Origin of the sequence: Brevibacillus sp. HB1.2 (assembly GCF_013332495.1) — a bacterium.
GTDB lineage: Bacteria > Bacillota > Bacilli > Brevibacillales > Brevibacillaceae > Brevibacillus > Brevibacillus porteri.
The window spans coordinates 495064-517414 of sequence record NZ_JABMIU010000002.1 but is presented as its reverse complement, the minus strand read 5'-3'; the positions used below and the strand labels follow the sequence as shown (position 1 = coordinate 517414).

Annotated in this window: 20 protein-coding genes and 1 pseudogene; 14 read left to right on the top strand and 7 right to left on the bottom strand. The window is 45.8% G+C overall.

Going from position 1 to position 22351, the window contains the following annotated elements; translation table 11 throughout:
• The first annotated feature begins 64 nt into the window (after positions 1-64).
• On the top strand, positions 65-1135 hold the full coding sequence (locus HPY28_RS07430) for a hypothetical protein (protein WP_174230318.1): 1071 nt from the start codon (positions 65-67) through the stop codon (positions 1133-1135).
• A 37-nt stretch (positions 1136-1172) separates the two neighbouring features.
• Here the strand turns inward: HPY28_RS07430 and HPY28_RS07425 are convergent, their stop codons facing one another.
• The gene (locus tag HPY28_RS07425; protein ID WP_017250273.1) at positions 1173-2063 is read right to left on the bottom strand and encodes a LysR family transcriptional regulator; all 891 of its coding nucleotides are present in this window, start codon (positions 2061-2063) and stop codon (positions 1173-1175) included.
• 110 nt (positions 2064-2173) lie between these two features.
• Here HPY28_RS07425 and hutG point away from each other — a divergent pair, with 110 nt between their 5' ends.
• The 3 genes from hutG to HPY28_RS07410 all read left to right on the top strand — a co-directional run bounded on the left by hutG (position 2174) and on the right by HPY28_RS07410 (position 6374).
• Entirely contained in the window at positions 2174-3142 is a 969-nt protein-coding gene (gene hutG / locus HPY28_RS07420; RefSeq protein WP_174230317.1) for a formimidoylglutamase, read from the top strand.
• A gap of 12 nt (positions 3143-3154) precedes the next feature.
• A complete protein-coding gene (gltS, locus tag HPY28_RS07415; RefSeq protein WP_017250271.1) occupies positions 3155-4342 on the top strand; it encodes a sodium/glutamate symporter in 1188 nt (395 codons plus the stop codon).
• A gap of 457 nt (positions 4343-4799) precedes the next feature.
• The gene (locus HPY28_RS07410; protein ID WP_173622258.1) at positions 4800-6374 is read left to right on the top strand and encodes an FAD-dependent oxidoreductase; all 1575 of its coding nucleotides are present in this window, start codon (positions 4800-4802) and stop codon (positions 6372-6374) included.
• Positions 6375-6378: 4 nt separating this feature from the next.
• Here HPY28_RS07410 and HPY28_RS07405 read toward each other — a convergent pair whose 3' ends face one another.
• Positions 6379-7002: an AAA family ATPase gene (locus HPY28_RS07405; RefSeq protein WP_174230316.1), complete on the bottom strand. Its 624-nt coding sequence runs from the start codon at positions 7000-7002 to the stop codon at positions 6379-6381.
• Between the two features lie 185 nt (positions 7003-7187).
• Between HPY28_RS07405 and HPY28_RS07400 the strand changes: the two genes are divergently transcribed.
• The 3 genes from HPY28_RS07400 (at position 7188) to HPY28_RS07390 (ending at position 9232) form a co-directional block, all read left to right on the top strand.
• Positions 7188-7661: a hypothetical protein gene (locus HPY28_RS07400; protein ID WP_017250267.1), complete on the top strand. Its 474-nt coding sequence runs from the start codon at positions 7188-7190 to the stop codon at positions 7659-7661.
• 30 nt (positions 7662-7691) lie between these two features.
• Positions 7692-8279, top strand: coding sequence for a DUF3238 domain-containing protein (locus HPY28_RS07395; protein ID WP_174230315.1), 588 nt, complete (start codon positions 7692-7694; stop codon positions 8277-8279).
• Positions 8280-8662: 383 nt separating this feature from the next.
• The gene (locus tag HPY28_RS07390) at positions 8663-9232 is read left to right on the top strand and encodes a GNAT family N-acetyltransferase (RefSeq protein ID WP_174230314.1); all 570 of its coding nucleotides are present in this window, start codon (positions 8663-8665) and stop codon (positions 9230-9232) included.
• Positions 9233-9294: 62 nt separating this feature from the next.
• On the opposite strand, the gene HPY28_RS07385 is transcribed toward HPY28_RS07390, so the two are convergent.
• Positions 9295-10755 (bottom strand): flavin monoamine oxidase family protein, encoded by a 1461-nt coding sequence (locus tag HPY28_RS07385; RefSeq protein WP_174230313.1) that lies wholly within the window; start codon positions 10753-10755, stop codon positions 9295-9297.
• Between the two features lie 155 nt (positions 10756-10910).
• Here HPY28_RS07385 and HPY28_RS07380 point away from each other — a divergent pair, with 155 nt between their 5' ends.
• The 4 genes from HPY28_RS07380 (at position 10911) to HPY28_RS07365 (ending at position 14751) form a co-directional block, all read left to right on the top strand.
• Complete coding sequence (locus HPY28_RS07380) at positions 10911-11474, top strand: putative glycolipid-binding domain-containing protein (RefSeq protein WP_173622253.1); 564 nt, start codon at positions 10911-10913, stop codon at positions 11472-11474.
• Between the two features lie 23 nt (positions 11475-11497).
• Positions 11498-11884 (top strand): hypothetical protein, encoded by a 387-nt coding sequence (locus tag HPY28_RS07375; protein WP_174230312.1) that lies wholly within the window; start codon positions 11498-11500, stop codon positions 11882-11884.
• An 18-nt stretch (positions 11885-11902) separates the two neighbouring features.
• The gene (locus HPY28_RS07370; RefSeq protein WP_174230311.1) at positions 11903-12373 is read left to right on the top strand and encodes a macro domain-containing protein; all 471 of its coding nucleotides are present in this window, start codon (positions 11903-11905) and stop codon (positions 12371-12373) included.
• 362 nt (positions 12374-12735) lie between these two features.
• Entirely contained in the window at positions 12736-14751 is a 2016-nt protein-coding gene (locus HPY28_RS07365; RefSeq protein ID WP_174230310.1) for an endonuclease MutS2, read from the top strand.
• A 67-nt stretch (positions 14752-14818) separates the two neighbouring features.
• On the opposite strand, the gene HPY28_RS07360 is transcribed toward HPY28_RS07365, so the two are convergent.
• The 3 genes from HPY28_RS07360 to murB form a co-directional block, all read right to left on the bottom strand.
• A complete protein-coding gene (locus HPY28_RS07360) occupies positions 14819-16009 on the bottom strand; it encodes a multidrug effflux MFS transporter (protein WP_174230309.1) in 1191 nt (396 codons plus the stop codon).
• A gap of 188 nt (positions 16010-16197) precedes the next feature.
• Positions 16198-16551 carry a HesB/IscA family protein gene (locus tag HPY28_RS07355; RefSeq protein ID WP_174230308.1) on the bottom strand — a complete coding sequence of 118 codons (354 nt, stop codon included), beginning with the start codon at positions 16549-16551 and terminating at the stop codon, positions 16198-16200.
• 22 nt (positions 16552-16573) lie between these two features.
• A complete protein-coding gene (murB, locus tag HPY28_RS07350) occupies positions 16574-17476 on the bottom strand; it encodes a UDP-N-acetylmuramate dehydrogenase (RefSeq protein ID WP_174230307.1) in 903 nt (300 codons plus the stop codon).
• 220 nt (positions 17477-17696) lie between these two features.
• Between murB and HPY28_RS07345 the strand changes: the two genes are divergently transcribed.
• Complete coding sequence (locus HPY28_RS07345) at positions 17697-18332, top strand: helix-turn-helix transcriptional regulator (protein WP_017250256.1); 636 nt, start codon at positions 17697-17699, stop codon at positions 18330-18332.
• Positions 18333-18385: 53 nt separating this feature from the next.
• Entirely contained in the window at positions 18386-19303 is a 918-nt protein-coding gene (locus HPY28_RS07340; RefSeq protein WP_174230306.1) for a phosphotransferase, read from the top strand.
• Between the two features lie 55 nt (positions 19304-19358).
• Here the strand turns inward: HPY28_RS07340 and HPY28_RS07335 are convergent, their stop codons facing one another.
• Positions 19359-20681 (bottom strand): sigma-54 interaction domain-containing protein, encoded by a 1323-nt coding sequence (locus tag HPY28_RS07335; RefSeq protein ID WP_174230305.1) that lies wholly within the window; start codon positions 20679-20681, stop codon positions 19359-19361.
• A gap of 483 nt (positions 20682-21164) precedes the next feature.
• On the opposite strand from HPY28_RS07335, the pseudogene fmdA reads away from it, so the two are divergent.
• A pseudogene (gene fmdA / locus HPY28_RS07330) lies at positions 21165-22347 on the top strand (formamidase).
• Positions 22348-22351 lie beyond the last annotated feature (4 nt).

Sequence of the window (22351 nt, the reverse complement as noted above, 5' to 3'; positions counted from 1 at the left end):
TTGTGAAATGGTATAATCGAAATGTATTTTTCTACTTTTTTCCACTCTTGGAGGCGCTTAACCATTGAGAAAAGCTTTGAACAAAATTAGATGGCTTTCGATGATCTGTATGATCGCATTGGTAACCGGGTGTCAACATGAACCGAACAAGCCAATAACATCGGAGAACGCCGGGAAAACAACAGAGGCCACAGCAAAACCAATCTCTGATCCACTTCCTACCTCTAGCCCAGTCTCTACAGCACCTACCAATCAACCAGTGGAAGAACAACAAAAAGAATTCCTGTCACCCTATCAAGTACTCAATAAAATCCGTGAAATAGAAAAAGTGAAAGGGGGAACATATCAGGGGGAGTGGAAAGAGGATGAATACACATTTCACTTACCCGACAAGGACGGGGATCGCCGAAACGCCCGCTACTATGAACGTTCGACTCACCATGTAAAAGTATATGGAAAAGATGGTTTGAAGTATTTCTATCATCTTTTTGATCCCGCTACTTATCCACTGACAACCTTGGAGACCGAAAGTATACAGGTGAATCCGGAAACATGGCAGCAAATGAACAAGATCGAGCAGAAGCTGTATACAAGCGAGGATACATTTCACGCCGAATGGTCGCCGAACTTTCAAGCAGTTGCCTATTATAAGGGGACTACCGAAGATGGTCAGGCATACATTTGGAAGGTTGGCAACGATTCACCCTCCCCAATAAAAGAGGCTGTCATCGACCGCTATTTCTTTACATGGTCTCCCGATTCTGAGTATCTCTTATTGGATACGGGAACGAGCAGACATCGAGGCGGACAAATCTATCGAGTAGCAAACGATAGAATGAGTGAGCCTTTCTCGTATATTTCCCAATTCCGATTCTCACCAGATTCGAAAAGGGCAGCATTTTCTCAATTAAGTGGGATAATCTCGAAAGAAAAATACGGGATGGAAGATGAAGAGACCGAAGACATTTGGTTGTATGAATTATCTACAGGGAAGCAGAAGAAGCTTCTTCAAGCCGATGATCATACCGACTACTTCCCGCTCGAATGGAAGAGTGAAACAGAGCTCCTCTACTGGAAGCAAGATTATCAGAAGAATACGGAAGAAGAGTTAACGGTGACGATTCCTCAGAAGTAGTAACCCAATACCCTCTATGTGATGTAGAGGGTATTGGCTATGTTTTGGAAGGAAACTTCCCCCGAACCTCCTCTAAAAAAGCCTGCACCGCCGGGGCCAAATAACGATTTTTCAAATACGCTAAATAAACCGTCCGCTCCAACGCAGGCGAATCAATCGTTTTCCGAACAAGCGAAGCATCTGTTGATCCAGACAAATAGTTCTCAGGAATGATCGTAACCCCCAAATTCTCCCTCACTAACGTTAACGCGGTTTCAAATCGCTCAATTTCAAATTTGATTTGCGGGTTGACTTGTTCAAACGAAAAGGCCGTTAAAATATCCTCCCGCGTCTGAAATCCCTCTGTACTAATGATGAATGGCTCACTAGCCAAGTCTTTCAATCGAATCAATTCCTTTTCCGCCAGAGGATGATCCTTGTGTAGCACCAGCATTAAGCGCTCATCATACAGGGGAAAGGATTCGATATCTTCTTCATCGATGAATTGGTTGGTTATGAGTAAATGCGTATGATACTTCCGCAGTGATTCCTTGACAGCTTTCCCACTCAGCACCTCGATTAGCTTGATGTTAATAGAGGGAAAACGCCTCTGATATTCGCGAATGACTTTTGGAATCCAATGCTTCACGGACTCAATGATGCCGATGATGAGATCGCCGCTTCCGGTTAGCTTTACTTCTTCCATCTCTTTTTTCAGCATGTTCATTTGGGAAAGAAGCAGCAACGATTTCTGATATAAAATTTTACCAGCGTCCGTCATTTCCATTTTTCTCGTGTTTCTCTCGAGCAGTGGAGAGCCGACCTCTTGCTCCAGATTTTTGATCGCGTTACTTAAGGAAGGCTGTGAAATATGCAGTTTTTGTGCGGCTTTGGAGTAGCTCAACTGATCGCAAACTGTCACAAAATAGTGCAAATGTTTGATGTCCAACTGGATCGCCTACCTTCATTTATAGCTTTAAGCTATCAATTTATTTAAATTATATATTAGAAATAATAAGTTTGTCATTATATAATCAATAAACAAAAGGCTCAGAAAGGATGAATAGCTTGCCAAAGAATGTATCAGCAGATTTGTGGACCGGCCGGACTGACCATACGGAGAGAAGAAGCAGTTTTCGCTACCATCAGATTGTAGAAATAACGGACTTGGATACATTGCAAGCTGCCAAGGATCGCACAGTCGCTATCATTGGGTTTGAATGTGAAGAGGGAGTGAGGCGCAATCAAGGACGATTAGGTGCCGCCAAAGCTCCAAACGCAATTCGGCAAGCGCTTGCAAGTCTTCCTTGGAAAGTGGAGGAAGGGAAACGGATTGTTGATGTGGGGAATGTTGCTTGTCCAAACGAAGAGCTAGAAGCTGCCCAGGAAGAATTGGGGAACGCCGTCTCAGCAATCTTTTCCAAAGCCATGACGCCCATTATTTTAGGCGGAGGCCATGAGACATTGTATGGACATTACGTAGGTGTCCGAAAGCATATTGGTAAAGAGGCTTCTCTGGGCATTATCAATATTGACGCTCATTTCGATTTGCGTTCCTATGAAGTTCAGCCTTCATCTGGGACGATGTTTCGGCAAATACTAGAGCATGACAAAAATAGCAGCTATTTTGTGTTAGGGATTCAGCGTTTCGGAAATACGCAGGAGCTATTTGATAAAGCAGATGAGCTCGGTGTTCGTTATGTGTATGAAGAAGAGATGACAGACGCGCGAATGGATGAAATTACTTTATCTGTAAGCGAATTCATCGAAAAACACGATCATGTCATGCTGACGCTATGTACAGATGTTTTAAACGCAGCTTTTGCACCAGGGGTAAGTGCTCCCTCTCCTTTTGGCTTAACACCAATGGTTGTCCGCACTTTGATCCGTACCGTTGCCGCTCATAAGAAAACGCTTTCTTTTGATATTTGTGAAGTGAATCCGATTTTAGATGAAAACGGAAGAACAGTAAAGTTAGGTGCTTACTTGACGAATGAAGCCATCATGGGATTACTAGAGAACAACTAAGGGGAGACAACTATGACGTTAGCACTTAATCAAGTAACGACGATTTTTCTCGCAGTAGCACTTCTCGTATTAGGTACATTCCTCGTAAAAAAGGCTAGTTTCTTGCAAAAGTTTTGTATCCCGGCACCAGTGGTTGGGGGCTTGTTGTTCGCTGTCATTGCAACTGTTTTGAAAGCGACCGGAATTTTACAAATTACATTGGATACATCCTTACAAAGCTTGTTCATGCTCACGTTCTTTACTACCGTTGGATTGGGAGCGAGCTTTAAGCTGATCAAGCTTGGTGGTAAGTTGCTCGTTATTTACTGGATCGCCTGTGGATTTCTGGCTTTGGCACAAAACGTAATTGGTGTGTCTTTGGCTTCCGTGTTCGGCATTCATCCACTGATCGGGATGATGGCCGGAGCTGTTTCCATGGAAGGTGGACATGGAGCGGCTGGAGCTTTTGGACAAACACTTGAGGACATGGGCATTCAATCTGCTTTGGCGGTTGGGATCGCAGCAGCTACCTTTGGTCTCGTAGCAGGGGGCTTGGTTGGCGGACCGACTGTGAAATATTTGATTACGAAATACGATCTGAAGCCGACAGAAACGGAAGAAGTAGTAGAGACAGTAGAAGAAAAAGGACAAGCGATTACGTCGAATACCTTCTTCATCCAAGTGCTATTGATTACATTCTGTATGGCATTGGGAACGTATTTGGGAGAGCTGTTCTCGACTGCAACCGGATTTGTTCTGCCGGGTTATGTGGGAGCGATGTTTGTAGCGGTAATTGTCCGTAACATTGTAGACAAGCTCAATCCAAAGGCAATCGACATGAAGAGCATCAACCTGATCAGTGATGTGACGCTTGGAATTTTCCTGTCCATGGCACTGATGAGCATCAAGCTGTGGGAAGTTGCAGACCTTGCGCTTCCAATGCTCGTGATCGTATTTGTTCAAGTAGTATTCATCGTTTTGTTTGGGATTTTCGTCTTGTTCCGTTTGCTTGGCAAAAACTACGACGCCGCAGTCATGGTCGCAGGCTTTACCGGACATGGTCTGGGCGCTACACCAAACGCAATGGCGAATATGGCGGCAGTAACGGGAAGATTTGGTCCTTCGCGAAAAGCATACCTGGTCGTTCCAATCGTAGGTGCCTTCCTGATTGATGTGTTCGCGATGCCGATCATTATTACCACGATTAATTTGTTTAAATAAAGACGATTCAAAAATCCCTTCATGCTGGAGATAGTCTAGCTGGAGGGATTTTTTGTGCGTATATTCACTTTAGCCAACTCTCTATCGTTTGATTGATTACAAATAATAGAAAGAAAAGGAAATAATTTCTTGACTGTTCGCATTTTGTTCGTGTATATTTAATTGAGAACATATGTTCTTGTTTTTGGAGCCTTTGCAAAGACAATCTCACCTAAAAACACAAGTTTTAGGGTGGAAAAGTGGAATTCCGGTTTGGTAAGAGACAGCAGGAAGGGGCTGGAAAGGGGCATCAACTCCTAGGTAAATTTGAAGCACTGATGCTGAGTCAAAGTTTGCACAAGCAGAAGCTAATGGAAAAAATATTTAGTTTTTTCTGCGAAATTTGTAACCTATTGTCATTTTTTGCGTATTAATTGGCAGAAACAACCAAAAAGTAGAAAATGTGGAGGGAAAAAGAATGAGAGAACTTCATGCTGATGTGGTAATCATTGGGGGAGGTACTGGTGGCTGCGCAGCAGCACTGGCAGCAGCGAAATCAGGAAAATCAGTCATTATGACGGAAGAGACCGATTGGATTGGCGGTCAATTTACGAGCCAAGCGGTACCGCCAGATGAGCATCCATGGATTGAACAGTTTGGTTGCACGCGGAGCTATCGCACATTCCGTGACAGCGTGCGTGACTATTACCGTAACCATTATCCAATGACGGCAGAAGCACGCGTCATCCCGAATCTTGACCCTGGTAACGGTTCCGTAAGTCGCCTTTGCCACGAACCGAAAGTAGCGCTCGCTGTGTTTTATCAGATGCTTGCTCCTTATATTAACAGCGGTAGACTTACTATTCTGACGAATCATAAGCTGCATGCTGTTCGCATGGCTGGCGATAACGTACTGTCGATCACAGTAGAAGATCAGAAGCATCATGATTTTCATGAACTGGTAGCACCGTATTTCTTGGACGCGACAGAATGTGGAGATGTACTCCCGCAGGCTGGCGTAGAATACGTACTTGGCGCTGAATCAGTCGATCAAACGGGAGAGCCAAATGCTGTTGTCGGGCCGCCGCAGCCAAATGATATTCAGGCATTTACGTATTGCTTCGCGATGGATTATTTGGAGGGAGAAAATCATACGATTGCCAAGCCGGAAATGTATGACTTCTGGCGCAACTACAAAGCAGATTTCTGGCCGGACAAGTTGCTCAGCTGGACAGGCTCCAACCCGCGAAATACTGCTGAATCTGTACGATATGAGCTGTTCCCGGGGACTAAATATTTTCCACTCTTCACGTATCGCCAGATTGCTGATCCGAAAAACTTCCAAACCGGATTGTACAAGAGTGGCGTAACAACCGTTAACTGGCCGCAAAATGATTACTGGCTTGGCTCGATCATTGATGTACCAGAGGAAGAGCGTCAGCGTCACCTCTACGGCGGTAAACAACTGAGTCTCTCCCTTTTGTATTGGATGCAAACAGAGGCTCCTCGCCCAGATGGTGGACAAGGGTATCCAGGGCTGCGACTGCGCAAGGATGTAATGGGAACAGAGGATGGACTGGCGATGTATCCATATATACGTGAATCCCGCCGGATCAAAGCCGAATTCACCGTATTGGAGCAACATGTGAGTGCATTTGTCCGCAATACAGGCAAGGCAGAAGCCTTCCATGATTCCGTTGGGGTCGGCAGCTACCGAATTGACCTGCATCCAAGCACTGCGAACCGCAATTACGTCGATGTGTCTACCTATCCGTTCCAAATTCCGCTGGGCAGCTTAATCCCTGTGCGTGTAAATAACCTGTTGCCAGCAGGCAAAAACCTCGGGGTTACGCATATTACAAATGGATGCTTCCGTCTCCACCCAGTAGAGTGGAACGTCGGTGAAGTTGCTGGCTATTTGACAGCTTATTGCTTGCAATATGGCCTGACTCCTCGCGCTGTCCGAAATACTCCTGATGAACTGAAAAAGTTCCAAGCGTTCTTGTACGCGGAAGGCGTAGAGTACTTCTGGCCAACGATGTACGCAGTGTAAGCAGTTAGACGATCTGGTTGCCTGAGTTCGGTATTTTATCGGACTCAGGTTTTTTCTTGGAGAGCGAGAGAGCAGATTCAGAAAAAGCAATCCGCATAATTTCGTCGACAGTTTCCTGTGGTGTCTGCTCGGAAGAATCGATCCACATGCCGAGCTTTGGTGTTTCGGTCTGCAAGATTTGATTGAGGTGGGGAATCGTCCAAGCACCATACCCTGTTTTGGAACGGGATGCCTCTCTCTCTTCAATCACTTTTTCATTTGGCGTGAGTACGACAACATACAATGGACGGTTCCGAATCATTTCAACAAATTCGCTCAAAAGGGGGCCGATCACAACGTCCTGTACAACGACATTAAATCCTTCTTCAAAAAAAGTGTCTGCCGTAGAGGCTGCTATTTTGTAGCGCAACTGCAGCTGACGAATGGCTTCTTCTGATGGTTCAGGCATAAATTCCTCTCTGCCATTTACAATCATTCGTCGGAACGAATCACCTCGCAGATGAACGCCTCGATTCAGCTTTTCAGCAAGTAACTGAGCGACTGTTGATTTTCCAGAAGCCATAATCCCTGTAACGAGAAAAATACATCTGTCTGGAGCGTGAAGATTCGCATTCTCGTGCAGCATCATTATCCCACCTTACTCATACGATGTTATGTACGTTTATATATGGTAATCATTGGATGATCCTTATCTTTTTGAATCATAACATGGCGGTCATGAAAACGCGATTGAGGAAATGAGGCACAAATAGGATAATATTTCTACATGTCGAAATAGGAAGTACAGTAACACCAAATAAGGGGGACTTTATTGTGATAGGTCCTATTTTTTTGCGTGGGGAATTGATAGAGAGATTTCGGGAGCATCTATTGAACGTGGCTTATTATCAGGTAATTCATCAAGGAATTAGCTGCGTTGACAACGAAATGAAGAAGGTAAGCACGGATAAAGTAAATGAGATCATCAAGCATTTTGTACATGCTCGTTTCCCTATTGTTTGTTCTGCTGGGAGTAAAAGCACCATACCATTTTGGGATTATCATCTGGCCTTGCAATATGACGAGGATAAGAGAACAGCTATCATCTGCGAGCTACTCGTGCGTGAACCAAACCAGGATCATTGTAGAAAAGCGTTGCTTATGGCGTATTATTTATTAGTGAATCCGAAGATGGGCGTAGAAAGGATACAAGCCCCTATGAATCTGTCCCATTTGGCTGATTGCAAAGATTTTGAAGCGATCTGCATGGAGTTCGTTCCTCACCAAAACATCACATATTTGTCTTAGAAGAACAATCACACATGGAGGTGCCAATGTATGGTGAACCTGATCAAAATCAGAGCGAGTGTATTTATCCCCCAGTCATGGACGGAGCCCAGAACAGATCCGCAAACAGGAAAAGTCATTCAATTTGAAGGCGATTCGCGAGAATTTACCCCCTATGCCGTAAATGCCATGCGTTCCAGAGTGGAGCAAGAGGTCGTCGTAGACTTCATGAAAAAAGAAATTTTTTCTTATCAGAACACGGGAATCACAATGGAGAAAATCACGAATCCTGATGGCTCGATTCAGCTGCGAAAAGGAAAAGCGAGTACAGAGGGCATTTTGTGCAGGAATATGGTATGGAAATCGGATGATGAAGTGAGCTTTGAAATGAGCGCAAGTGCGAGTAATCCCCTGAATGAGCAGGCGCCTCCGGTGGACTACTTATTATTGGTGACTGCGAAAAGGGATGGTCTTGTACAGATCGAAGGAGCACATGATGGCTTCCCTTGCTTTGAATTTTATAAGCAAGCGGATTTTGGGCCGTTTGAAACGATTTATACCCATGATTTCCGCGAAACAGGTGATACTCCGGCAGCATTGGCTGGAGAGATGGACTATCAATTTCGTAAGACTCTGTAGTACGAACGCATGATGTACGTTAAAAAACATTGGTAAATCAAGGTTTTTTCTTTTTGGTAGGCGTTGATCGAGGATACGGATCAAAAGTGGGAAATTCCTATTCAGATAGAAAAAGAGTAGGCCGCGTTGGTTTGCCTCATTTCCTCAGATAGCAAGAGGGAATGGGGCTTTTTTCTTCAGGGAAATTGCCATGAGCCTCCCGATCTCTTATTTATTTCGCGAGCAAACCAACTAATGGGAAAGAGACAGAAGGTTACAAAGAACACGACAGACATTGCTTCTGCTTCTTGTCCTTCCTATAATAAACCATATCATTCACTAGATGATGGAAGGGAGTAGGCATCAAAAATCTTCCATCCTACGTTTACAAGGAGGTTCTTATCATGAGTAACCCGACTATGTCCGATCAATTCCCTGTCATCGAAACAGACAGATTGATCCTTCGACAACCTAATCAACAAGACATTGAAGATATTTTTGAAGTGTTGTCACATGAAGATGTGGCGAGATATGTAGGAATAGCGAGGTTTCAATCAATAGCAGAGGCTGAAAATGAACTTCGATGGTACCGAGACTTATTTAAACAAAAACAGGGACTCAGGTGGGCGGTTACGGATCGTTCCACTGGAAAATTTCTTGGCAGCTGCGGCTACAAACATTATCATGCTGTACATAACAAAGCGGAGATTGGGTATGATCTGAATTTTTCGTGGTGGAATAAGGGGATCATGTCGGAAGCACTGCGGCCCATTATCGCGTACGGGTTTACGCATATGCATCTAAACAGAATAGAAGCAGAAGCAGATACGCGAAATACGGCATCCATCCATTTGCTCCAAAAATTTGGCTTTCAAGTAGAAGGAATCCATCGAGAAACGGAATTTGAAAATGGGATGTACATTGATCTTGTGAAGCTTGCGTTGCTTCGAAAAGAATATGAATTGAATTCGTAAAAGAATCGTAGTCGATAAACGGCGGGGGAATGTACGGAATCTTTCATCGTACAGACCCCCGCTCATTTTTTTCCCACTTCCACAGCCACGCGCAAAGCAGACTCAATCGCCCCTTGAATCCAGCCGTGATGTTCATTCGAGGTGTGCTCCCCCGCAAAATAAATTCTTCCTTCAGGCGCACCAATGTAGGGAGTTAATTCCGTCTCCTGCAACGGTTTGAACAAGGCAAAGGCACCAGCAGCATAAGGCTGCAACGCCCAATTATGTGTAACCCCCGTAACGAAGGTAGTGTACACCTGCTCCCCATGAATGTCAGCCAGATGCTTTACCGCTTGCATAACTTGTTTTTCTTTCGACATGCTGAGCCACGGAAGGTCGTCATCCTCCCATGTGTAACTGACTAATACGACACCCCCAGGCTGATCAAAACCGTGGTTGGGAAAGTAGGAGAGGCGAATAGGCGAATCTGTTACGGTTTGTCCGCTCCTTATTCCCTGTACTTCCCAGAATCGCTGCGAAAACTGGATGCCTATTTTGGATGAGGAAACGTAGTGGAGTTGACGAATAGCTTTCCATTTTTGATAGGAAAACAGATCGTACGGTTCAACCCGAACAAACTGTAAAACGGTAAAAGGGATGGTAATAATCGCGATATCACCGGTTATCTGAAACCGTTCGCCTGTGTCGGTACGCACGCCAAAAATCGTAATTTGATTCCCCGTCTCGACGATTCGCGTCATTTTATGCTGGAAGTAGATATTCTCCTGTAATTGGGGGAGAAATGCCTGTGGTAGCTGGTCAAATCCTCCTGCTATTTCGTAAAAGCGTGTAGAGGGATCGAACAGGATGAAGTCTCGTAAAATTTCGGGAAAGGCGAGCTCAGGGAATCCTTCGAAGCCAGTCATGACCTTGATCATATCGATAGCGGGGGCGGATAAGGAAGGGGCAACAGGATTGAAGCGCAAGAACTGATCCATGGAAAAGCCATCGTACTTTTGGACGACGATGGGCCAATTCTTCGCTGGATCGAGGTTGATGAAGTCGATGATAGGCTTAATGGCTTGCCTGGCCAATTCGTCGAACGTACGGCCTTTTTCATGTGGAGATACAGGGAAACGGAGGATGTCCGGATCGCGCTGATAGATCCAACGCCTTGTTTTGATACCATTTACGGAGATGATGTCGTTCGGAGAGCTGTTGATAAACGGATGAAGCGGAAGAGCGAATTTCGTCACGTATGCCAGAGTAAGTTCGTGCGTGAGAGGAATACGCATGGCTCCAGCTTCTAGATAATGACCATGGGTAAAAGGAGAGCGCAATGTAAAAACTCGGCCGCCTATCCGGTCCGCTGCTTCCAAAATTGTTACGTTGTGTCCCGCTGCTTTAAGCAACGAGGCAGAAACAAGACCAGCCATTCCAGCCCCGACGATGATGATAGTGAGGGGGGAGTGGGTTTGTGGGAGACCATTGCGAATAATGGATAGCATGTCAGGTTGTGTTAAGGAGAAGGAGGGATTATTCATAGATTGTCTCCTTTCCATTCTTTTCCGGTACTATGATCCTATTCCATGGATTACTCAGGTATGCGTTGTGTAAGTTGATCATACAGGACTCTACCAATTTCATCCAAGAAATGATAGGATGGAGAAAAGGGGAACAAATGATCGGAGGAGCTTGAATGTTACCAACGAATGTTATCTGGAAACCAACGACAGGTGTCGGATATGAGCACTTGAGAATACGGGAGGGCTCGAACAGAATCCACGTCAATAGCATAGTGATTGGGAGGCTGGATGACGCCACCCTAACAAGAATCCAGTACGAAATTGTTCTTGATTCAAATTGGGTCACGCGAGAGGTTTCACTAGCAAGCATGGGCGAAGAAGGCGCTTTGCATCTCTCATCGGATGGAAAGGGAAATTGGACGAACGAGGTAGGTGAGCCCATTCCTGAGCTCTTTAGCTGTATCGATATCGATATTTCTTGTACGCCTTTCACGAATACACTGCCGATCCGCCGTTTGTCGTATTCTCCACGGGAACCACAGTCTATACAAGTAGCCTATTTTTCAGCCCATGAGCTGACATACAGACAAGTTGAGCAGCAATATACACTGCTAGAAAGTAAAGGGGATTCTTCTGTCTACCAATATCGGGCAGGAACATTCGTGGAGAACATCACGGTCGATACAAATGGGTTGGTTCTGAACTATCCAGACCTGTTTATCCGTGAGCAGGTGTAGGGAGCAAGGAGTGATTGTCCAGCATGGCTGAAAGGTTTATTGCGGGTATACTGGCCAGTTTTTTATTTACATTTGGGATTGCACTACTGTATTTTCAGGATCGATCTTCGGTTATTCTTGTCGGGATGTTTACGTTCCCGACCGTGTTTTTGTTAGGGATTCCGCAATCTCTCGTCATTGATTGGGTCATGAAGCGATTACCATGGAACAAGGGAAGTCTCCTTTTCATACTGGAAGTAATGCTGTACATCGTGGCTGGAATTATCGCAACCATCATGCTTTTCTTCATCGTTACGCATACCTTTATGCTGCTTCTCAAGTTTTACGTCCTGGGCGTAGTTGCATCTTTGCTTTATTTTGTTTGCCTGCGTTTCCTAAGACGTAAAAAGAAAGTCGTGCATGTAGCGTAAGGAAAAGGAGTGAGTGCCATGAATGAATGGGTACAAGTCGTGTCAGGCAACATTTTGGAAGCCACGGAAACTATTATCGTGCAGCAGGTGAACTGCATGGGTGTGATGGGAGCAGGGCTTGCCAAGCAAATAAGAGCCAAATATCCAAGCGTTTATACGGAATACAAGCGGAATTGCGAGCAGTATGCGCATGCACGTGAGGACCTTCTTGGACAAGTATTGCTTTGTCAGGTTGGGGAAGGAAAGTACATTGCCAACCTTTTCGCACAGCTCGGTTATGGGAAAAAAGGAGTCTATACGAAATATGACATGCTGCAAAAAGGGTTGGAAGAAGTTCTCTCCCTAGCGAAAAAAGAAAATCTGACCCTCGCCATTCCATACGGGATCGGCTGCGGATTAGCAGGGGGAGACTGGGATGTGGTAAGGAAACAGCTTGACGATATTTTTGCTGGCTATGGCGTGAGAGTGTACAAATTCGAAGCGGATTGACGGCAGGAGATCACATGCGCTATAGTAAAAAGAACCATATCTAGGGAGAGATGTTGATGTCGGCGGTCGTTCTTAACTAAAGCAATTCCATACAAAAGGTCTTGATTCATCATTTGAAATTTTGCCTTTTAGCAAAGTTTCTTTGTGCTGGATGATCATCGGCCTTGGAATTAGTTAAGAACAACGGATATCATACAATGCCTTAGGTGAAAACCCTATCATTGCGCCCAAAATCCGTGCTGTGTTCAGCGCGGTTTTTTATTTGGTTGCGTTTTGTTTAGGTATCCCAAAAAAAGGGCGGAGAATGACATTTGTTCATTCTTCGCCCTTTTTAATTTTTCATAAAAAAGGAGAAATCAGTCATGAATGAAAAAGCATTGCAGCGTCTCGAATACGACAAAATCAAAGAAAAGGTAATGGATTACGCTTTATCGTACGCAGGGAAAAAGCATGTAGAACAAATGATGCCGATGGACTCTGTCAAAGTAGTGCGAAGTAGGTTGGACGAAACAGCAGAAGCAAAGAACATCCTGCAAAATGGAGCTAGTGTACCGATTCCTGCGCTGGAGGGGATGGAGAAGATCCTTTCCCTTCTGGGGACAGGATATGTATTTGGCGTAAATGATTTTACCAATCTGTACCTGTTCCTAACGAGTTGCTCACAACTAACAAAATACATGGCGACAAAAGCACAATTGGCGCCACGCGTAAGTTCTTATGCAGCATCGATGTACGACGCCACCAAATTGAAAAATGAAATCGAACAATGCATCCGACATGGGCAAGTTGTCGATTCCGCCAGCAAAGACTTGTTGAAAGTGCGTAAACGTATCGTCGTATTTGAAGAGCGCTTGAAAAGACAACTGGATTCCATCATGAACAAATATCGTTCGATCATGCAAGAAAATGTCATTAGTACACGCAATGGACGTTATGTCATTCCCATCAAAAAAGAACATCGCAAGCAAGTGGCTGGCAGTGTTTTAGATGAATCGGCGAGCGGTCAAACCGTCTATATGGAACCGACGGAGATCAGCACCGTACAGTTCGAGCTCACCGCACTCAAGGCAGAGGAAGAACGCGAAGTAACAAAAGTACTGATGCAATTGTCCGCATTCGCAGAAGAATATACGTATGAACTCACCGTGAATGTCGAGACTGTTGGCATGTATGACTTTCTTTTCGCAAAAGCGAAGTACGCATTGGCAATCGGAGGCGCGAATGTCGAACTAAATGAAAAAGGGATCATCGATGTCAAGGAAGCACGGCATCCGCTACTCGGTCCGAAAATGGTGCCGCTGCATATGAGGATTGGTCGAGAATACAAATCGCTTATTATTACAGGTCCCAATACAGGCGGGAAAACATTGACGTTAAAAACGATCGGGCTTTTAACCATGATGGTGCAGTCGGGTTTGCTCGTACCAGTACAGGAAGGTAGTCGCTTCGCCATTTTCCGCAACATCGCGGTAGATATTGGGGATGGGCAAAGCATTGAGCAAGCGTTAAGTACGTTTTCCGCGCATATTCATAATGTGCTGGAAATCTTACAGATTACGGACGCTTCTACCCTCGTTCTGATTGATGAGATGGCTACCGGTACAGATCCAGGAGAAGGTGTCGCCTTGTCGATTGCGATTTTGGAGGAGCTGCACCGAAGAGGTGCGACGGTGATTGTGAATACACATTTTAACGAAATCAAAAATTTTGCCTCCGCAACTGCCGGGTTCCAAAATGCACGAATGGAATTTGACGAGGAGACCTTGCAGCCACTGTATCGCTTGCGAATCGGAGAAGCAGGCCAGAGCTACGCATTTCTGATCGCACTGAAGCTGGGTATCCCGTCTGAGATGATTCAGCGTTCTCGGGAAATTACTCGGAATGGATTCACGACTACGACTATCAGTACAGAAAGGCTGGAACAATACCAAGACAGAGAGCAGGAAGAGTATGAGGCTCCCCATTATGTGGAGACACGAATAATAGAAAAGCCAGAAGAAGTGGAAGTAGAGGTGGAAGAGGAAAGACGAGAGCATCTTCCACAGGAGATTTCCGAAAAAGCAGCAGATACACCAGCCAAACCTGAGCGTGACAAGCCATTTGCTGTTGGTGATTGTGTATTCATTTCCTATCTGGGGAGAACTGGCATCGTATTTGCTGCGGAGGACTCCAAAGGCATCGTTGGCGTCATGATTCAAAATCAGAAATATAAAATCAACAAAAAGCGCCTCGTCTTGCATATTGAGGGCAAAGAACTGTATCCGGCCGATTATGACATGGACATCGTGTTCGAGACAAAAGAGAACCGGAAGAAGCGCAAAATGATGAGTCGTAAGCATGTCGAAGGATTATCGATCGAGACGAAACGGGAGGGGTGACGAGTACGGGCAAAAAGCCGATTTTCTCTAAGAGAATCGGCTTTTTGATGTTGACAGGATGAATAGGCTAGTTGGCTGTAGGGCTAACCGTTATTTGTTTACTAACAAGCACCATGATGATCGCCAATAGCAAGAAGTAGATTGGCATGGTGACGAGCGAGCCATTATGAAAATAACTCATGCCGCTGGTGATAAGACTGACGACGATGTAGTAACCCAAACCAAAAATAGCGCCAGCAGTTCCGAGTACATCGCTGTAGTGGACAAGAGCTAAACTCAGGCAGTTTGGAATCATGATCCCAATCCCTAGCAGAAGAGTAAAGATAGAGGCTACCATGATCGCCATCGAGACAACGGACGGACTCACTCCATACAAAGTGAAGCTTGTGAGGCATACTGCTCCTAATGTCGTCACCAGTGAGCCGATCAGGATAATGTTCTCAGCAGTGTATTTAGTTAGCAGTTTTTTCGAGAGCATGGCTCCGATCACCGAAGCCAACGCTACGAAAATACCCAAAAACCCAAACACACCAGGTGTCATGCCGAAAAACGCAATGAAAATAAAGGGAGCTTCGGCATAGTAACTGAACAACATGCCATTTGTCGCCCCAATTAAGAAACCAAAAGCCCATATCCTTTTGTCCGAAACAAGTCGTTTGGCTACAGCTAGCGTATTTATGCTTAAAGCTGTAGACGTTTTGGTCTCAGGTAACGAGACAAACGTGTATGCAAAAATCGCTACGCTCATCGCAATCAACGTGAAGAAAACAGCCTGATATCCAAACGATTGATCCACCCAACCACCGATTAAGGGGCCAATTGCAGGTGTAAAAGCGAGAGCAGCTGAAATCTGAGCAAAAACAGCATGACGCTTGGTCGTGTCAGTACTCTCTCGTAAGATGGTTTGGGTTACCACCGATCCTGCACTCGCACCGAAGGCTTGAATGAAGCGGCTCCATAACAACCAATCAGCCGAATCGGAGAGATAGCAACCAAAGCTCCCCAAACCATAAACAAATATTCCCCAGAGCATGGCAGGGCGTCTACCGATAGAGTCAGAGAGTCTTCCCCAGCAAAATACACCAAAGGCAAAACCGAGGAAGTAAATACTGAGTGTCAGTTGGATCGTATTGTTACTGGCATGGAGACTATTGGCGATATCAGGTAACGAAGGTGTATAGATCGTTTCACTAATTTGCGGAAAACCAACCAGGATGATCAACAGTAACAAAGATGGTGTTGAGATTTTTCTATTCACTTGTACATTCCCCCTATATTCCGAAAATCTCAAACAGCGTAGGAGGAGAGATTACGGAATTGGGGGTTTACATTTACTTAGTCTTGAAAATGAAAGCATATTGTCACCTTACATAAGTTATAGGGGGAATTTTTTCAATAGAATAGCATTTGTTTAGAATCGGTGACAAGTCATTTTCGTCTGGTGGATTACTCACACTTTTCTCTTTTCCCTCGATGTAGGGCTGTACGGAAGCTGCTGCCACAGCCGCAGGTTGCGACTGCATTCGGGTTTTGGATCGTAAATCCACCCATCATCCCTGTTTCTTTGTAATCGATTTCGACGCCATCGACATACGGATAGCTTTCCGGATTGACGACCAGCTTCACGCCATCAATATCGATTGTGGTGTCGCCTTCTTGATAGGTATCATCAAAACCGAGTCCATAGGTCATCCCAGAGCACCCTCCGTCCTTTACGCCAAAACGAATGAAGAGAGAAGAGCTTTCTTGTTCGAGCATATTTTGAAGGCGAACTACAGCAGTTTCGCTAATTTGAATCATCGTGAGACCTCCTTTTTTATGCTTACTGTTCACCTACGATCACAACTTCAGGAACAAGGTGAATACCTGATTGGCTGTGAACTTTTTCCTGAATCTGCCTCATGAGTGTCCATACATCAAGTGCGGTGGCATTGCCGGTATTCATAATAAAATTGGCATGCTTGCTCGATACTTCCGCACCTCCGTACCGCATGCCCTTTAGGCCAGCATCTTCAATGAGCTTTGCAGCAAAATGGCCTGGGGGATTTCTGAATACACTACCTGCACAGTCAAAAGGCAGAGGCTGTGTTTTTAAACGTTTTTCTTTATAGTGGTTCCACTGGAGCTTGATGCTGTCGCTGTCTCGCGGGGTCAGCTCAAAAATAGCTTCCGTGATCATGACATCAGTATCTTGCAAGGAAGAGTGGCGATAAGAAAAATCCAAATCTACAGCATGCAAGGAGCGAATGGTTCCCGTTTGTGTGATCACTTCAGCTGAATGGAAGATGTCCGATATATCCGATCCGTTCGCGCCTGCATTCATGTACACAGCGCCGCCGACAGATCCGGGTATTCCGCCAGCGAACTCCAATCCACTGAGCCTGTGCTTGTTTGCCAATGCTGCAAGCTTGATCAAGGAGTAGGCAGCCCCTGCATAAATCTGATTGTCCACGATTCGGGCATAGTCCAAAGCCTTGTTTAATTTTATGACTGCGCCACGATACCCCTTGTCTGTGACTAAAAGGTTGGAGCCCTTTCCCATCACCATCCATGGGACATGATGTTCATTCAGTATTTGCAGGACCATGATCAGTTGGGATTTACTGCTCGGTGTAATCAGTAAATCCGCAGGTCCGCCAATTTTCCAGGTAGTATGTGCCGCCAAAGGCTCTTGATAAGTCACTTCGACCTGTCGTTCACGGAGAAGCGAAAATACAGGTTTCATACGTTTCACCTATCCTTCTTGGAAAAAAACACCTTGCACTGCAACTACAGTATATGCACTATTTTATATATATTCAACTAAAATGTTTAATAAATTGTGATTGCGTAGATCTCACGATGAGCAATGAATGTCACTTTATAAACATGTTTGTTGAATTAGTTATACAAAGGACATATACTGTGAGCGTATCGTTCTTTTCCAATAAAGGGGCGAAGAGAAAATGGAGAGATATAGACATCTATCAACACGTGAATACATTTTATTGTTGCTGAAAAGGGAAGGGGAGCTCAGCACAAAGGATTTGCAAAACAGGCTGGAGCTCACAAAGGTAGCTGTCAGCAGGCAAATGATCTACTTGGAAAAAGACGGTTTTGTTGTGTGCAGAGTAGGTCGTCAAAAAGCAGGCAGACCGATGCACTACTATTCGTTAACACAGCAAGGTAACGAACAATTTCCGAATGATTACGGGCAATTAGCCGTGGATTTGATGGAGCATATCGTGCTGGCAGACGGGGAAGACCGGGTGGATCAATTTTTCGCAAGGCAGCAAGAGAAGATTATCCAGAAATACGAGGGACAAATGGAAGGAAAAGAGCTATCTGAAAAGGTGGCAGAGATGGCACGCATCCAAGATGACAACGGATTTATGGCGAGATGGGAGCAGGTAAGTGATGAGGAATTTGTGATCACGCAGTATAATTGTCCATATTTTAAAGTAGCAGATCGATATCAGATGATCTGTGCAAGAGAGCTTAATTGTTACCGAGCGTTACTCCAGACGAGCGTAGAACGGACGGAATGCGTGGCAATCGGCGGAAAGAAATGTGTCTATCAGATCCGTTCTACACAATCGTAGCTGCAAAGCATCATCACGGCAGATGAAATGACAAATGGGAGGGAACGAAAGCAATGACCAACTCGAATCCATGGGATGCTGACTGGGAAGTATCTGAACCATTGGCACGCGCACTCATCTACAGTCAGTTTCCGCAGCTATCTTCTATGCCCATCAATCTTATCGGCTGTGGTTGGGATAACGTGGTCTTTCGAGTGGGGGACGAATATGTTTTCCGTTTTCCCAGGCGGAATGTCGCTGTTGAACTGATCAAAAAGGAAGGGGTGCTGCTGCCAATGCTTGCGGCATTCCTGACGATACCATATCCGAAGCCAGTTTTTTATGGGGAACCAAACGACGACTATCCATACCCTTTTTTGGGGTACACGTATGTACCGGGAACGTTTCCAAAAGGCTTGACCGACGAGCAGCGTGCTTCATCAGCAGTGGCACTTGCGACGTTTTTAAAAGAATTGCACGCGTTTCCGCCCCAGCGTGCCCGTGAAAACGGGATCGAACATGATCACAGGAACCTCTTGGACATTGCACAGAGAAAAGAAAAGATGCAGACGTTCTTGTCTACCTTAGCTGTACATATTTCTGAAGAGGATCGGGATGCGATCGCGAATTATTTAGGGCAAGTCGTGATAGACCGAATCAGTCCGTGTGAAGTGGTTCTACATGGAGACTTGCATGTGAAAAATATGCTGGTAGATGAAGCTGGGCATATATCAGGCATCATTGACTGGGGGGATCTCAATGTGGGTCACCCGGGAGCAGATTTAAATGTGGCCTACAGCTTTTTACCGCCACAAGCCCGCCAGCCATTTTTTCATGCGTATGGAGAAGTGGATGAAGAGACAAACATATTGGCCAGGATGATGGCGGTGTACATTCCGATGCTGCTCTGGATGCAAGCCATTGATAACCATGACGAAGAAGTGGCAGAGGAAGCAAGAATGACGATAAGGCGAGCACTCGCTGACGAATAGGGCATCGGTAAAATGTTTCGGGGGACAAGCTGCTTACGCTCATCCCCCGATTTTCTTATCCGATTCCTAACTCTTCCATTTTCCGATACAGGGTGCTTCGCGCAATTCCTAGCTTTTTGGCAGCGGCGCTGATGGACGGAGCTTGTGTGATGGCTTGCTGGATCGTCTGTCGCTCTAATTCGCGCAATAATGGCAAAGGTTCACCGGATGCTTCTTGCAATCCATACTGCTGCTGCCATTCGCTCGGAAGATGGTGAGAGGTGACCCACGAATCACCGTACGCATGTAAAAAGGCTCTCTCCACGATATTGCGCAGCTCACGAATATTTCCGGGCCATGAATGCTGCTGCAAGATCGCCAGGGCAGATTCACAGATGCTTGTCGGACCGCCAGCGTATTGGGTATGGAGCTGCTGGAGGAACTCGTCAGCCAAGGTTGCAATGTCTTCCTTGCGTTCGCGCAGGGAAGGGATGCGTATTTGCAAGACATTGAGCCTGTAGTAAAGGTCTGCACGAAACTGTCCATTCCGTACCTCTTCTTCAATGGAACGATTGGTGGCAGCGATAATCCGAATGTCCAATGGCTTTTCTTCGTGAGAGCCCAATCTCGTCACTTTGCGTTCTTCGAGGACGCGAAGCAATAGCACTTGAAGCTCCATGCTCATTTCCCCGATTTCATCGAGAAAGAGCGTTCCTCCATTTGCTGCTTCAAATTTCCCCGATTGCCCTCCTTTTTTTGCCCCAGTAAAAGCTCCTTCTGTATATCCAAATAGCTCACTTGCGATCAGTTCACGTGGAAGTGCTGCGATATTGACTGCAAGAAAAGGGCCGTCTTTTCGCGAACTGGAGGAGTGGATGGCACGTGCCAGGACCTCTTTGCCACAGCCTGTTTCTCCGAGCAATAACGTATTGGATAGAGATTGTGCAGCGATACGCGCTGTATGTAGTTGGGCTTGATAGAGGGGACTATTTGTATGAATCTCTGAAAACGAGTAACTGCTAGCTGTCTTTGACAAGGCTGACGTGCATGGGCGAATAAGAAAGAGGCGATACCACGTCTGTTCCCCCAGATCGAGTTCCTCTAAGGACCAATTGGTTAAGCGTTCTTGTTCCCAATCCACCTCGAGAACAAGGCCTTCAAATAATGAAAATCGTTCTTGTGCCCGCTTGTTAGCAAAAAGTACGACGCGCTCGTCACTGAGTGCGATTAGGCATTCATGGCTGTTTTCGGCCCATGCGAAAAGCAGACTCTTCCAATTGGGAACAGAATGAGAGGCATGCCTGAGAGCTGGAATCATAGGATCAGTCTGAAGAGCGGAAGAACGTCGCGTAGTGGCAAGGGATAGCGGGAAAAGTGGCAAAGAGCCATTTTGTAGCAAATGGATAAGCGCATCCCTAATCAGAGAAAATTCGTAGGATGAAAGATTCGCAGAGGCCTGTAATTGCTGATAGAGAGAATGAAAGAGAGCATGAGAGATCGCGCGATGATGGGAACGCTCGATTACGGTGGAAGAATTGAAAGAAGAGAGCAGCATGCCGGCTTCAAAAATCGTTCTCGCATCCTTTCTTGGTTATAGTTTGTTTGTTCGATCGTGGGACAGGTGTCCGACAAGGAAGCAGGGAAACAAACGACACACAATGACGAAAGCGATACAAGAGATGAGGGACTTTTCCGGTCAAAGACAGATCAACTGCATGACCTGTTTTGCGACAAGCTCTTTGTAATAAGTATACAGGAGAAAATAGCCAAAAGAATCGGTATCATCAAATTTTTATCGGGACTTGCAAGCATTGGCATGTCATTTGCTTCTTTTTGTGTATGTACGGCATACGCAATTTTGAACAAGTGAGGGGGAAGCAGCATGCCAGAAGTTTTATTTCGAGTTGACTTGAACAAACCGATGGAGGAGCAGGATACACCTGGTCACAACAGATGGCACCCAGATATTCCAGCTACAGTTTCCGTGAATCCAGGAGCTGTTTTCCGCATGGAATGTAAGGACTGGACGGATGGGCAGGTCGCTAACAACGATGACCCTTCCGACATTCGGGATGTCAATCTCAATCGCGTCCATGTGCTCAGTGGACCTGTCTGGGTGAATGGAGTAGAACCAGGCGACCTCTTGGTTGTCGATATTCTCGATATCGGGGCACTCCCCCAATCGAAAATGGGGCTTTAATGGGATTTTTGCCAAAGAAAACGGCGGGAGCTTCCTCGTCGATCATTACTCGCAAGCGGCCAAGTCGATCTGGGACTTCCACGGCATTTACACGACCTCTCGCCATTTGCCAGGAGTCAAATTTGCTGGCATTCTTCATCCAGGCTTGATCGGTACGGCACCTTCCCACCAGCTATTGGATCGCTGGAACCGAAGAGAGAGCGACCTCGTAGCGACAAATCCTGAACGAATGCCGCCACTCGCGAATTTGCCGACCCCGCACAGTGCTGTGTTGGGTAGTCTAAAAGGAGCAGAGTTTGATCGGATTGCCAGAGAAGCGGCTCGAACAGTTCCCCCTCGCGAGCATGGCGGAAACTGCGATATTAAAAACTTGTCCAAAGGCACTCGTATCTACTTCCCGGTTTATGTAAATGGAGCGAAGCTGTCCATGGGCGATTTACATTTTTCGCAAGGAGACGGAGAAGTGACCTTCTGCGGCGGAATTGAAATGGCTGGTTGGCTGGATCTTCATGTGGACGTAATCAAGGGCGGGATGGCGAAGTATAACATCGTGAACAACCCTGTATTCAAGCCCGGTCCAGTAGAGCCTCGCTATACGGAATACCTCGTTTTTGAAGGGATTTCCGTCCATGAGACGACAGGGCAGCAGCTGTACATGGATGCGCATGTCGCTTATCGCAATGCCTGCCTGAATGCCATCGAGTATTTGAAAACAGCGATGGGTTTCACGGGGGAGCAGGCGTACATGCTGCTGGGAACGGCACCGGTGGAGGGAAGAATTGCGGGGATCGTCGATATTCCGAACGCGTGCTGCACCTTGTCTATCCCGACAAGTATTTTTGATCGAGATATTTTGCCGAAGTAGCCAA